The sequence below is a fragment of the Candidatus Bathyarchaeota archaeon genome (assembly GCA_029882535.1).
In the GTDB taxonomy this organism is placed as follows: Archaea; Thermoproteota; Bathyarchaeia; order Bathyarchaeales; family SOJC01; genus JAOUKM01.
Window position 1 is genome coordinate 17908 of the sequence record JAOUKM010000015.1, and the last position, 13028, is coordinate 30935.

The following is a 13028-nucleotide window of genomic DNA, read 5'->3' on the forward strand; positions in this document are numbered from 1 at the left end:
GGCATTTGGAATCATCTAGTGTTGGTGGTGCTCGATAAGTTGATGGTATTGGTCCGGTGGCATAAGGGAACGGAAAGTCCTTTCTACTACCTCGTTTAGAGCGGGGTGGATGTGCATTCCGTTGATTATTGGCTCTGCGCTTTGTTCAGGTGTGTACATTAGGTTTATTATCTCTTGTATTAGAACAGAGGCATAGGGTCCAATGATATGTGCCCCTAAGATCTTCGTGGTTCCCTTCTCAACGATTACCTTGACAAAGTAGTCTTTTACACCCATGGCTTCTCCTTTAGCGGTGTCTTCGTATCTGTAGATTCCGATTAGCACCTTGTCTTTTCCGTATCTCTCAATTGCTTCTTTCTCTCTGAGACCGACGCTTGCAATTTCGGGATACGTGAAAACTGCGTGGGGGATCGCGTGGTAATCGACTTTTACCTTCTTCTTCAATATGGCATTGTAGTATACGATTATAGATTCGTAGTTTGCCGCATGCTTGAAGAGCTGTCTGCCGTTAGCGTCACCAAAAGCCCAAATGTTTGGTTGCGAAGTCTCTAGATACTCATTGACGGTAATCCATCCTCTCTTGTCTGTTTCTACCCCTCCTCTTTCAGGATGAAGCACGTCTGTGTTCGGGCCTCTTCCGGTAGCTATCAGTATCTCGTCTGCAGTTATCACCGCCTTCTCTCCATTCTCTCTGTTGACAGCGACAAGCCGCTTCTTGCCCATCGAAGTCTTCTCTGCCTCACGCACCTCGTGATTTGTGAGAATTGTCATGTGTTTCTCCAACTCCTTCTTAGCTAGCGCCGACACCTCCGGTTCTTCTTGTTTGAGAAACTGGGGATTCCTGCCGATTACGGTTACTTTAGATCCCATGGCTGAAAAGAAATGGCCGTATTCCGCAGCTATGTATCCTCCGCCTACTATAGCAATACTCTCAGGTAGTCGATTCATCTTGAGAACTGTATCGCTTGTAAGATAACCTATTTCCTCCAGCCCTTGGATTGGAGGTATTATGGGTTTTGACCCAGTGCACAGGAAAATCATCTTTGACGTAATTGTCTCATTACCAACCTTCAGCGTGTACAGGTCAACAAATTCGGCAACAGTCGGGTAGTAATCTATGTTTTCAGAGTGGGAAAGCCCCTGACGTATCATGTTTATGTCCTTATAGATAATGGTCCTCATCCTTTCCATAACCATTTCAAAATTTATCTTCCGAATGGCGACTTCTATGCCGAATTCCCCAGCCCTCCCAACTGTTCTTACCAACTCAGCAGGATATAGTAACATCTTAGACGGTATGCAGCCTCGGGTCAAACAAATACCACCCGGCTCATCTTTATCTATGACAGCCACCTTCATCTTTGGACTCTCTTGGATCATAACACCTACAATATTCATCGCTGAGCCTGTTCCTATTGATATTAAATCGTATTCCTTCATATTAGACACACAGCGCTAGTAAGATAATGTAAGTTTTTAAATATGCTTGACTGTTATACGACAGTAACAGTTAATGTGCTTCACGTACGATGTTCATTCTTCAACAACGATAACATTCTCCACAATCACCCATGGGATCCTCACGAAGCTTTCCTCAAGCGCCTCGCGAATCTGAGCCTCAAGCTCCTCACTGCTTTTGTTTTTTGCCTCCTGCTTTAAGCTTATGAGGACCACTATCGCGGCTTTCCTTTCCTCGTGCGTGTCTTCAGGCATGCTGTTCACGTTCATATGGGTGACTTCAGCTTCCTTGTAGCCATGGCTCATGATCTCCAAGACAGCCCTTCATAGAAGCGTAAGGTAATAAATATATGTGACTGTGATAAAACAGTAACAGTTAATCCTTTCAGAGGGTTTGCTTTGTTACATTCAGAAAAGAATGTTGAGATGTTGATTGACTTCGGGCTCACTCGTAATCAGGCAAAAGTGTATATAGCCGTAGCTAGATTGAGGTTGGCCTCAGTCAGCCAAATTTCAAGAGCGTCGAAAGTGCGTCGAGAAGATGTCTACAGAATATTGCCGAAGCTCGAAAAAATGGGTTTGGTTGAGAAATTGTTGGGAACACCAGCTAAAATCAGAGCTACGCCGGTAGAAGATGCCCTTTCCATTCTGATCAAATATGAAGAAGACACAGCCCACGACAGAGTGTCCACATTAAAAGCCAAAACAAAAACGTTTTTGAAGCATTTTGTGCGAGCGCCGAGATTAGAAATGGAAGAAAAAACACATTTCGTTCTGATTCCAAAGCGAGAAAGCATTATGGGTAAGATGTTGACTATGATAAAAAACGCTGAGAGAGAATTAGGCATTGTACTTTCCGAAAGTCAAATCATGCAGTTCATTCACACTTTCTCTGAGCAACTCAAGAGAATCACAGAGAAAGGAGTAAGAATTCGCATAATATCAGAACTGTCCGAGTATGAAGCCTCCCTTCCGAGGGTTATAGAAGAGCGCATATTATCTGGTGCCCCTGTTGATTTAAGGTATATGGATCTGCCCTCAAGTCATTACATAATTGTTGACTTAAAAGAAGCTTTGATCTCAACCACCACAGAGGGGAACATGGCAGGAAATCCTTGTCTATGGACAAACAGCGACAGCCTCGTGGGAGTCTTTCAAGGGGATTTTGAAAACCTTTGGCATAATTCTATAAGTTGGAAGACCATTGAAACGACCGCTGTTCCCAAAAAAGTGATCAGTTATATGGAACAATTGAGACCCACAAACCACCTAATATTCGTGTATGATAATCCAGAAGCAAAATACAACGTTCTTTTCAACTACCTTAAAGCTGGATTGGATAAAGGTGAAGCTGGAGTGTATGTGACTTCTGACGTGAACTCAAGCCAAGCAAAGGAAGCCATGAAACGGTTCGGCCTCAAGGTTGAAGAATACGAAAAAACAGGCGCTTTACGCATCTTTGGATACGAAGACGTTTACATAATAGAAGGAAAGTTCAGCGTGACCAACACGATAAATCTATGGAACAAACTCTACAATGAAGCCTTAAAAAAAGGCTTTAAGGGACTAAGAGTCACCGGAGAGTTGGGATGCTTCTTCAAACATAACTTAATCCGAGAACTAATTGAATATGAGCAAGCATTACACAGAGTCTTAGAGATCCCACTGATTGCCATCTGCGCTTACGACGCCAACATACTAAACAAAACTAAAGACCCAATAAACCTATACACCGAGTTAGCCAGAGCTCACGGCACAGTCTTGTTCACAGGCTTGGACAAAAAACTAGGAAGAATGGAAATCAGAAAAGTATAACAAGCGCATACACACGCTTGTCGCAGTAAGCGTTCTTGGCTTGAAATAGAACTTAGTTCCCCAAAGCTTTTAGAGAGATTTGACAGTGTATTAATGTGCGGGCGTGCAACTACGCTTCATAAAAAATCTTTGGCAGTTGAGAGAGAGAAAGGAGTTTTCACCCGCATCCATCTGAAATAATTTTGTTTTAAGACACTAGATATTTAAGATTATGTTGCTGTTGCATCACAGCCACATACATTTAAAAAGTCAAATCCATATCATTAAAGTGTGGGTTGGGGATACATGTTTCGTGAATGATTCTAAACCCTTCTCCTTTCTCCCCTCAAGTCCCCAAACCCATCTTTTTTTGTCGCATGAGCAAATGCTCGAATGGTCCCGTGCGTGATGTGCTTCATCTAAACCCATGTGCGCAATCAGGCGTGCGTATTTGGTAACTATTTCAATATGAGGCTTCGCCAGATCATACCAAAGGCAGCACAAGCGAATACTCCAAAAACTTGGGAGGCCGAGGGTTCAGCGAATGACCTTCCATACTTTCCTACACTGGAAGGCCACTAAAGGACTACCACAAAAACAAACGACATCCTATGTATCATGTGTGTCCTTGATCATAAGAACATCAAGAAATCCTTGATATATAGACAGCTGGCAACCTTTGAGGACGATGAATATCTATACAAAACGGCAGCAAATGTAGAGGAAGCAAGGAAGCTTATAAAAATTGGCTATGAATATGTCTACGACGTGGAAAACATGAAGCTGTTCAGAAAACGCAAGTAGTTATAGATTGGGGTTCGCCCAGAGAAATAGGCTTGAATTTGGAAGCCGGGAATGGAATTGAACCCACAAAGAGTGGAGATATCTCCCGCAAACCCCAGCTTCAGATAAGTTTTATCTTTTCATGTCAAGTATGAAGGGCACACGGCGCAAGCTATAAGATACAGCAGAGCACTATTTACCGAAAGGTGTTTCAGATGTCTTCTCCCAAGGAATCCGCTTTTGCTTGGATATCAAACAGTAATAAGCGACTCATTGATTTGAGCGACAAAGTCTGGGAGTTTGCTGAGCTTGGGTTGATTGAGGTCAAGTCCTCAGCACTTCTGGCTGACGAGTTGGAGAAGAACGGGTTTAGAGTTAAACGCGGTATTGCTGATATGCCAACAGCGTTTGTGGCAACATGGGGTGAAGGCAAGCCAGTTGTAGGGATAATGGGTGAGTACGATGCGTTACCAGGGCTGTCGCAGAAGAAGATTCCATGGAAAGAGCCACTAGCGTCTGGCATGGCTGGGCACGGATGTGGGCACAACATTCATGGAACGAGTGGCATGGCAGCGGCAATCGCTGCTAAGATTGCCCTTGAATTGCATAATATCAAGGGTACTGTGAAATTCTTTGGAACTCCTGCAGAAGAAAACTTTTCGGGGAAAGTCTTTATGGTGAGAGATGGGTATTTCAACGACGTTGACGCAGTAATCAGCCACCATCCAAACGATATGAATTCCGTTGATTTAAGAAGCAGCTTGGCTGTCAACTCCGTCAAATTCCATTTCTATGGTAAGGCTTCCCATGCTGGAGGTTCCCCTGAACAAGGAAGAAGCGCTTTAGATGCAGTGGAACTGATGAACACTGGTGTCAACTACTTGAGGGAACATGTAATCCAAGATGCCCGAATACACTACGTGATTGAAAAAGGCGGAGACCAGCCAAACGTCGTACCATCATACGCTAGGAGCTGGTACTATGTCAGAGCTCCAGAGAGAGAAGAGTTGGAATTCATCTATGATTGGATACTTGACATAGCTAGGGGAGCATCGATGATGACCAGAACTAAGGTGAAGACGGAGTTCATGGAAGGAACCTATAACGTTGTTCCAAACAGGGCTATTGCGGAGCTAATCGTGAAGAACATGGAAGAAATAGGACTACCCGAATACAGCGAGGAAGACTTGAAGTTTGCTGAGAAAATTGCAGAAACGTTTTCACAGGAAACGAAGATTGCCCAACTGAAAAAGTCAAAGCGTCCAGGATGGGAAAACCTCGCAGACAAGTTAATAGACGATGAAATCCCAAGTCCATGGGGCGAAGGTGAAACTATTCATGGGAGCACAGATGTGGCGGATGTCAGCTGGCATGTGCCAACTGTAGAGTTTAGCACAGCCACTTGGGTTCTGGGAACACTTGGTCATTCTTGGCAAGCAGTAGCGCAGAGTGGAGTTGGACTTGGTCACGAATCGCTATTGTTCGCAGCTAAAATAATGGCTGCCACCGTTATAGACCTCCTAGTAGATGAAAAGCATTTGAGCAAAGCTCAAGAAGAGCAAAAGCGAAGGTTGAGAAATAGAAAGTACAAATCACCAATACCGTCAGGCCATAAACCTCCCCTAGATGTCTGGAGAGAATAGTTGGAATTGTGAAAAAAATCGTGCGCGCTGTGATAACACGAACTCCTCGAGTCTACATTCGGAACTACTCTCGAGATTCCTTCAAAAGGGAAGAAGACCCACAAATCATCTCCGCATTACTCGAACCTGTGGCTCTCCTAACAGAGCGTAGCCACAGACTTCTTCCCTAATAGAAAAATACTTGAAAATAATTCCTTTAATACAGTAAAACTGGAGATATCACCCGCAAACCCAATTTTCCCCCATCCATCATTCAAGTCTCATAATTCATAGAGATTTCCTCTATCGAAGCGATTATGACACATTTCAAGTGTGCCTTTAGAAAGGACTTGAGACCCTCTGGGACTGATGTATGTATGATAAATACCTTTTTGAGATTGAGGGATCGCAAAATTTCAACCTAATAGTTAAAAAGAGAAAGTTTGCATTCATAACTAGGAGCGTCTTACATGGTTACAATTGAGAAAATTAAGAAAAGAGATGGTAGAATCGCAGAGTTCGACTCCAACAAGATTACTGAAGCAATTTGGAAGGCTGAAAAGGCTGTTGGGATAAAGGATAGACAACTTGCCGCAAACCTTGCTGAGTATGTTGTAAGACAGTTAGAGAAGCAACTTAAGCCAGACGAGATACCCCGCGTGGAGCAAGTTCAAGACCTTGTGGAAAAAACGCTCATAAAAAACGGACAGGCCAGTATGGCGAAGGCTTACATTCTTTATCGACAGAAGCGAACCAAAATAAGAAGAATGAAGGGTCTCCTAGGCGTCGTAGACGAGCTTAAACTCCCTCTAAACGCCATTCTTGTATTAGAGCGACGTTATCTCAAAAAAGACGAGAAAGGCAAAGTGATAGAATCTACTAGTCAAATGTTCAGACGAATCGCAAGAAGCTTAGCTGAAGTTGAAAGGCAATATGGCAAAAGTGACGCTGACGTTACAAAATACGAAAATAAGTTCTACCGTATGATGACAAACCTTGAATTCATTCCCAACTCCCCCACACTCATGAACGCAGGCACAATGTTCAGACAACTCAGCGCCTGCTTTGTCCTACCCATAGAAGACTCCATAGAAAGCATATTCGACACGCTGAAAGCATCTGCTATAATTCACAAGACGGGTGGAGGAACCGGTTTCTCCTTCTCACGACTCAGGCCCAGAGGAGACGTTGTGAGAACCACAGGAGGCATAGCCTCTGGAGCAATATCCTTTGCCAAAATATACGACACAGCAACAGAGGTGATGAAGCAAGGTGGTCGTCGTCGAGGCGCTAATATGGGCATATTACGTGTTGATCATCCTGAAATCATGGACTTCATTGTTGCGAAAGAAAAGGAAGGAGTGCTAAGGAACTTTAACATCTCAGTAGCCGTTACTGACAAGTTTATGAATGCAGTTGAAAAAGATGGCGACTTTGATTTGATAACCCCGCGAAGTGACGAAACAGTAGAGATGCTGAAGGCGAGGGCAATATGGAATCTCATGATAATGATGGCGTGGAAAAACGGTGAACCTGGTGTGATTTTCCTAGACACGATAAACAGGCACAACCAAACACCTAGCTTAGGGCAAATTGAATCCACCAACCCCTGCGGCGAACAACCTCTTTTGCCTTACGAGTCCTGCAACTTAGGAAGCATCGACGTAAGCAAGTTTGTGGCAAATGATGGTAAAATGGATTGGGATAGGCTTAGGCAAACGGTGAGATTAGCTGTGAGGTTTTTAGACAACGTGGTTGATGCCAACGTCTACACGTTGCCGGAGATAGAGAAAATGACTAAAGGAAACAGGAAAATCGGCTTGGGAGTAATGGGCTTTGCGGATACGCTCATTAAGATGGGCATAAGATACGACACAGAAGAGGGGCTGCAAACTGGAGAAAAACTCATGAAATTCATAACCACGGAAGCAAGGAAAATGAGTGTAGAGTTAGGCGAAGAGAAGGGAAGTTTTCCAAATTTTCGTGGAAGTGTTTGGGAGAAACAGTTCAAAACTATGAGAAACGCCACAGTTACAACAATTGCCCCTACTGGCACCATAAGCATAATCGCTGGTTGCTCGCAAGGAATTGAACCACTTTTTGCAATCGTTTACATTCGTGAAGTTGCAGAAAGCCTTGGAAGAAGTCTTATTGAGGTGAATCCGTTGTTCGAAAGTATGGCTTTGAAAGAAGGATTCTACGGTGAGGAGCTGATAAAAAGGATTGCGAGAAAGACTTCTGTACAAGATGTGGAAGAGGTTCCAGAGCGTGTGAGACGACTATTTGTTGTGGCTCATGACATAAGTGCTGAATGGCATGTCCGCATGCAAGCAGCCTTTCAGAAATACACGGATAATGCGGTTTCAAAAACTATAAACTTTCTAAATAGGGCTACACCTGATGACATTGACAAGGCTTATTGGCTTGCTTACAAGTTGGGATGCAAAGGCGTAACCGTCTATCGATATGGCAGCCGAGAAAAGCAGGTTCTGCGACCTGTCGAAAGCGAGGGAACACTTGCAGATTTCAGCTTTGGATGTCCAACTTGCAGTTAAGACCCCTTATCTTTTCATTCTAATTCTCAAGATCTGAAATCAGTTTCAAAACTTTCCTTTCTATTTCGTCTCTGATCTGCCTAACTTTTTCTATAGGTTTGTCTTTGGGGTCTTCCAATTCCCAATTAATAACCTTCTTAAGTAAAGGTGCGGGGCAAAACCCCTTTGCATCACAGCCCATGACAATAACTATGTCAGCATCTGGAAGCATTTTGGTGGTTAGAAGTTTAGGTTTGTTTTTGGTGATGTCGATTCCTTTTTCCATCATTACCTTTACTACTAAAGAATGAACACGATTAGACGGCGTAGTTCCAGCGCTAGATGCTTTAACCTTTCCCTTACTGTGTAAGTTTGTGAAGGCTTCAGCCATTTGACTTCGCCCTGCATTCTCGACGCAGACAAATAGCGCTTTCTTAGTCATCTATGCCGCGCTCCAGAAATTATACAAATTCAAGTTCCTCCATTAAGCATTTAGGGATAAAAAGACATACGCCAATTATCTTCTGGCTTGTACGCTTAAACCTGCAAATTGAAAAATTGTTTGTAGTCCTATTCCTGTTAGTGGAGCTTGGCCCAATGGTATACTTCGACAACTGCTCCTACAGCCAAGACAACAACGCCACCAATAACTGACATTAATCCCGGCACCAACATTGCAACACTCGTTATCGGCATCAGCACTCCAAGAAAGATAAAAACCATGCCAACTCCTATGCAGATTCCATCTACAAGTGCAGAAAACCGGTGTCTCCTTGTTTCTTCAGCTGGGGAACGTACCTCTAGAGGGTTGTATCTTTCTATAGGTGTCTGAAATTGTGTGCGGGAATTTTGTGCATCCAAATCGGAACACCGAGAAAAGAATGATAATTTATCTTGATATAATTAGTTTATTACCTATACATCTTTATCCATAATCAATATTGTAAAAAATAAGAAAGCCATCGTAGTTTGCAAAATTTCCAATAGCATTTATTCAATTTCAAGAGACATGTAACAATGCCTTTAGCTTATTTGAATTACTAATTTCGGAATCTGATTTAGAAGTCACAACATTTAATGGCGTTTTTGCCGCCTTAAACTATCAAGGTCGCCGTATGGAACTCGACGTTAACCCATCAGCAGTAGGCGCAGTTCTAATCTTAATGGCAGCAGCTTCTCTTTTTACCATGTTCAGCCTAACACAGATAAACTACATAGTCCATAATGACCTTTACAACTACGGTTTGCAATTCAACTATAGATGGGCAATGCCCTACTGGGTTTTCTCTGGAATAGTTTTTGGAATGTCTTGGGTGAACATATCTCTATCAATAATTGTTACTTTGTATATTTTCAAGAAAACTCGAAAACCCGCATCAGCTTCTGAAATCACTCATCAAGCCGAGAAAATAAAAGCAGCAACACAACTTAAAGAGGAAAAGGAACAAAGAAAACTAAGTGAATACGTTGAACCTCAAAAAGAAGAGTTAACAGCGCCAAAAGAAGAAACCGAAGAAACATCAAGCGAAGAAATCATTGAAGAAGAAGTTAAGCAACCTGAGGCAATGGAGTCAATGGAGGTACAGGAAATGCAGACTGATCAACAAAAGACGGAAGAAGAGATTGAACCAAGCGAAGAAAACGAAGAAGCACCTGTTCCAATAGAAGATATTGAACAGCGACAGTCAATTCTCTAAAAAAGCTGTGGGGTTTCTTTTTTAGAGATAACTTCTATAATCCAAACCTTACTCATAGTTTTTGAATGATACAGTGTTTCGTAGACGTAAAAACTCTTTCAGGGTTACAATTACACGCTAGTAATAATTATTGTTGCTTCATAACGTTAAATTGCCAAGTCCACTAGCATGTTAAGGGATAAAGTTGACTTCCAAAAAGGCTTTTGCAGTTTGGATACTTATCATATTTGGTTTCTTAGCTACTTTAGGCACTTTTCACGCGTGGATTTCGTGGCAGACTGGAGGCGCCAGCATGATCCCCATTCTTTCATTCCAAATAGAAGTCACTACCTACTTCGTTGCAACTCTGACAATGACTTTCTCTTTCATAGGAGCAGTTTGCTTCGTGGTTTTTCGCAGCGAATCATTGGACTTGCCATTACACCAATTAGGTAAAGATTTTGAAGAAAAACTGGATGTGAAAAGTGAGGAAATTAAAGATTCAACCGATGAGGCTCTCACAAAGCTTGGGCTGAGAGAATTCCAGTTAAAAGAAAGCATGAAAGCATTGCAAAAAAAACTTGGGGAATCGGACAATAAGTTGAAAAAAAGCATAGATAATCATGAAAAAACCTTTGGAACAATGCAAAAGAAGCTGATGAAAATCGAACAGAAAATAGACAAAATTCAAACTGCTCAAAAGGATTTGCCCAAATTAGAAAAGAAACTAAATACCATAGAGTCTATTGAAAAAGACTTGAAAAATATTCGAGAAATCATGGAGAAAATTGATTCCGTTCCCGAACCCTACCTAACTAGCACTGATGAAATGAAAGCAATTGAAGGAAAACTACTGAAACGAGGCACAGTTCAACAGTTAAAGCTGAGCGGCATAGAGAAAATTGAAGACTTGCTGTTGAAAAGCCCTGTGGAAATAGCGTTGACAAAGACTATGACTGAGAGTGAAGCAAATAGCTTGCAAAGCGTAATACAGTTGTTAATGATTCCAGGAGTTCAACATGAGGATGCGGTGCTTCTTTTGAAGAGTGGAGTAAATTCTAAGCAAGAGCTGGCTCTTCAGGATACTTTTAGTTTAGGCGCCAGAATATCGAAGGTTGCTGAACTCTACATAGAAGAAGGAAAAATCAAAGAAACCGAAAAACCATCTTTGGAAAAAGTCGCTTCGTGGATTAAATGGGCAAAAACACAATAGTTTGCTATGCTAAACCTTTCTCGCCTCTATGACCATTTGATTTACTACTTTCTTTGATTTGTTATAATCTCCATAAAGGTTTTTAATTTTAAACCCTGTTTTTTCGAGAAGAAGAACAATCTCTCGTTTGCTTATCATTGCTATAGTAGAAGCATCGTAGATGCGTTTGGTCATTTCCCCGTTTTTGTAGATTTCAAAAAGCAGCAGGACTTCGAGGAGTTGCTCTTGCCAGTTTGGCTGGTAGGAGATGAAACGCATTATTGTAATGTCGCCATGTTCTACTTTGCCGATGAATCGTAGATTGTTGTTGTAGGTTGCTGAAGGTAAGATTAGGTTAAAGGCTAAGAGACCAGTTCTCGACAGGTGTTTGTTTATTGTTTTTAAGCAAGAAATTTGGTCTACTTGTTCGGCGCAGTGTTGGATGGTTGACGAAGGAATGTATACTAGAGGGAATTTTCTGTCTAAGTTAAAATTATTCATGTCCGCTTCAAAAAGTTCAACGCGTTTCTGCACCGATTCCGTTTCTTTTTCCAGTTTCTTTTTCGCTTCATTCAGCATATGAGGTGAATTGTCGATGCCCCAGACTTCTACGCCTGCTTTCGCCAGTTCTAAGGCCACTCTCGCAGTGCCTATACCTATTTCCAAAGCACTTCCATGCTGCAACCCTAACTCTTTGTAGTAGGGAACATCGTTTTCGCTTGCAAAGAGGTCGTAGAAAGGTGCGGAGTCCTTGTAAGTCATTAGTATCCTCCCAAAGAACTACTTACCATGTAGTTTCCGTTCACTTACCCAGTAGGATTTTGTCTTGCCTTCTTCAGTTGTTATGTATTCTTTTTTGAAGATGGGAACTTCTTTTTTGTATCGTTCCACTGCTTCCTGCAAGGCTGGAAATGCTTTACTTCTGTGAGCTCCTGCAACTAGGACATAGACGAGTTCTTCACTAACTTCAAATTCGCCGAGTAGATGATGAATTTGCACGTCGATTATTCCTTCTTTTTTGTTTAGATCGTTGCAGATGTTTTTTAAGGCTTCGTTTGCTTTTTCTTCGTAGGCTTCTAGTTCAAGCTTCTCGACTTTTTCTTTGTTTTTAGTTTCGCCTCTGACAACGCCGATGAACAGTGCGATGGCGCCGGCTTTGTAGAAGTTCTTGTTTGTTTCGGTGGCTTTGATGATGTCCATGAGTTTTAGGGTTCCTTTTTTGTGAACTGCTGCTTTTCTTGTCAACTGTTTCACTTCTGCTTGTTTGTTTGGGGTTTTGTTTCTTGTAAAGTTTTGCGGAGTGATGTGTGTCACTCCTAGATTCCTATAGGTTTTATTTGGCTCTAAATAAAATCTGGAAATGTCTAAGAGACACGCACACATATCCTCCCGAAAACAAACAACCCAAAAACTTTCTTAGTAAATTTCTTTTGTAAAATATCTCTAGGGGCCGGTCGCCTAGCATGGTTAGGACATCTACCTGACACGCAGAAGGTCGCCGGTTCAAGTCCAGCCCGACCCATTTAATTTAAGATGTGGAAAAATCACCTTTCTATGCTTGGACAAGCAGGTTCAAATTCATTTGACGGAGTACAAAGAACAATGTGTGTATTTAGAACCAATAATATTATAAATATTGATTATGCTATTCTTTTATGCTTAAATTGTTTTAACTCTGACGGTGGGTGAGGAGTAAATTGAAGGGGAGAATAGGAATAGAGCAAAGGAGTCGTCGGAAGTGGGTGATATCGGCGGCTATTCTGGCAGTGATTGTTCCTGTAAGCTTGGTTGTGCTTTCTTTGAACGGGTTTTTTTCGCATCAGCCGTTGGTTGAGGAAGTGGTTGCTGAAACAGTTGCGTGGGAAATTGAAAGGCCGTCGGAGCTGTTGAGTGTTAATCAAGTTACTGAGAATATTTACGAGAATGAGGAAGCATTTTCTAACCTGACTGTTCATATTTATAATTACTG

14 protein-coding genes are annotated in these 13028 nt (G+C 42.0%); 8 read left to right on the top strand and 6 right to left on the bottom strand.

Annotated features, from left to right (window positions below; translation table 11 throughout):
* Positions 1 to 15: 15 nt before the first annotated feature.
* On the bottom strand, positions 16 to 1440 hold the full coding sequence (locus OEX01_05360) for a dihydrolipoyl dehydrogenase (GenBank protein ID MDH5448414.1): 1425 nt from the start codon (positions 1438 to 1440) through the stop codon (positions 16 to 18).
* Positions 1441 to 1533: 93 nt separating this feature from the next.
* A complete protein-coding gene (locus OEX01_05365) occupies positions 1534 to 1773 on the bottom strand; it encodes a hypothetical protein (protein MDH5448415.1) in 240 nt (79 codons plus the stop codon).
* 84 nt (positions 1774 to 1857) lie between these two features.
* On the opposite strand from OEX01_05365, the gene OEX01_05370 reads away from it, so the two are divergent.
* The 5 genes from OEX01_05370 to OEX01_05390 all read left to right on the top strand — a co-directional run bounded on the left by OEX01_05370 (position 1858) and on the right by OEX01_05390 (position 8212).
* A complete protein-coding gene (locus OEX01_05370) occupies positions 1858 to 3273 on the top strand; it encodes an MEDS domain-containing protein (GenBank protein ID MDH5448416.1) in 1416 nt (471 codons plus the stop codon).
* Between the two features lie 597 nt (positions 3274 to 3870).
* On the top strand, positions 3871 to 4056 hold the full coding sequence (locus OEX01_05375; protein MDH5448417.1) for a hypothetical protein: 186 nt from the start codon (positions 3871 to 3873) through the stop codon (positions 4054 to 4056).
* Positions 4057 to 4250: 194 nt separating this feature from the next.
* Complete coding sequence (locus OEX01_05380) at positions 4251 to 5678, top strand: amidohydrolase (protein MDH5448418.1); 1428 nt, start codon at positions 4251 to 4253, stop codon at positions 5676 to 5678.
* 8 nt (positions 5679 to 5686) lie between these two features.
* The gene (locus tag OEX01_05385; protein MDH5448419.1) at positions 5687 to 5848 is read left to right on the top strand and encodes a hypothetical protein; all 162 of its coding nucleotides are present in this window, start codon (positions 5687 to 5689) and stop codon (positions 5846 to 5848) included.
* Between the two features lie 279 nt (positions 5849 to 6127).
* A complete protein-coding gene (locus OEX01_05390) occupies positions 6128 to 8212 on the top strand; it encodes an adenosylcobalamin-dependent ribonucleoside-diphosphate reductase (protein MDH5448420.1) in 2085 nt (694 codons plus the stop codon).
* A 19-nt stretch (positions 8213 to 8231) separates the two neighbouring features.
* On the opposite strand, the gene OEX01_05395 is transcribed toward OEX01_05390, so the two are convergent.
* Entirely contained in the window at positions 8232 to 8633 is a 402-nt protein-coding gene (locus tag OEX01_05395; GenBank protein ID MDH5448421.1) for an arsenate reductase ArsC, read from the bottom strand.
* 137 nt (positions 8634 to 8770) lie between these two features.
* Entirely contained in the window at positions 8771 to 9052 is a 282-nt protein-coding gene (locus OEX01_05400; protein ID MDH5448422.1) for a hypothetical protein, read from the bottom strand.
* 254 nt (positions 9053 to 9306) lie between these two features.
* Here OEX01_05400 and OEX01_05405 point away from each other — a divergent pair, with 254 nt between their 5' ends.
* Together OEX01_05405 and OEX01_05410 are read left to right on the top strand one after the other, a co-directional pair.
* Entirely contained in the window at positions 9307 to 9888 is a 582-nt protein-coding gene (locus OEX01_05405; GenBank protein ID MDH5448423.1) for a hypothetical protein, read from the top strand.
* Positions 9889 to 10072: 184 nt separating this feature from the next.
* Positions 10073 to 11080: a DUF4332 domain-containing protein gene (locus OEX01_05410; protein MDH5448424.1), complete on the top strand. Its 1008-nt coding sequence runs from the start codon at positions 10073 to 10075 to the stop codon at positions 11078 to 11080.
* A 9-nt stretch (positions 11081 to 11089) separates the two neighbouring features.
* Here OEX01_05410 and OEX01_05415 read toward each other — a convergent pair whose 3' ends face one another.
* Positions 11090 to 11821, bottom strand: coding sequence for a class I SAM-dependent methyltransferase (locus OEX01_05415; protein MDH5448425.1), 732 nt, complete (start codon positions 11819 to 11821; stop codon positions 11090 to 11092).
* Positions 11822 to 11839: 18 nt separating this feature from the next.
* Complete coding sequence (locus OEX01_05420; protein ID MDH5448426.1) at positions 11840 to 12313, bottom strand: molybdenum cofactor biosynthesis protein MoaE; 474 nt, start codon at positions 12311 to 12313, stop codon at positions 11840 to 11842.
* Between the two features lie 443 nt (positions 12314 to 12756).
* Here OEX01_05420 and OEX01_05425 point away from each other — a divergent pair.
* Positions 12757 to 13028: hypothetical protein (locus OEX01_05425; protein ID MDH5448427.1), on the top strand; the 272-nt coding region annotated here is incomplete at its 3' end.

What these genes read in the sequence shown, in the direction of transcription:
- OEX01_05395 (MDH5448421.1), bottom strand. Translation starts at nt 8,633, where the DNA reads ATGACTAAGAAAGCGCTATTTGTCTGCGTCGAGAATGCAGGGCGAAGT.
- OEX01_05380 (MDH5448418.1), top strand. Translation starts at nt 4,251, where the DNA reads ATGTCTTCTCCCAAGGAATCCGCTTTTGCTTGGATATCAAACAGTAAT.
- OEX01_05390 (MDH5448420.1), top strand. Translation starts at nt 6,128, where the DNA reads ATGGTTACAATTGAGAAAATTAAGAAAAGAGATGGTAGAATCGCAGAG.
- OEX01_05360 (MDH5448414.1), bottom strand. Translation starts at nt 1,440, where the DNA reads ATGAAGGAATACGATTTAATATCAATAGGAACAGGCTCAGCGATGAAT.
- OEX01_05375 (MDH5448417.1), top strand. Translation starts at nt 3,871, where the DNA reads ATGTGTGTCCTTGATCATAAGAACATCAAGAAATCCTTGATATATAGA.
- OEX01_05415 (MDH5448425.1), bottom strand. Translation starts at nt 11,821, where the DNA reads ATGACTTACAAGGACTCCGCACCTTTCTACGACCTCTTTGCAAGCGAA.
- OEX01_05405 (MDH5448423.1), top strand. Translation starts at nt 9,307, where the DNA reads ATGGAACTCGACGTTAACCCATCAGCAGTAGGCGCAGTTCTAATCTTA.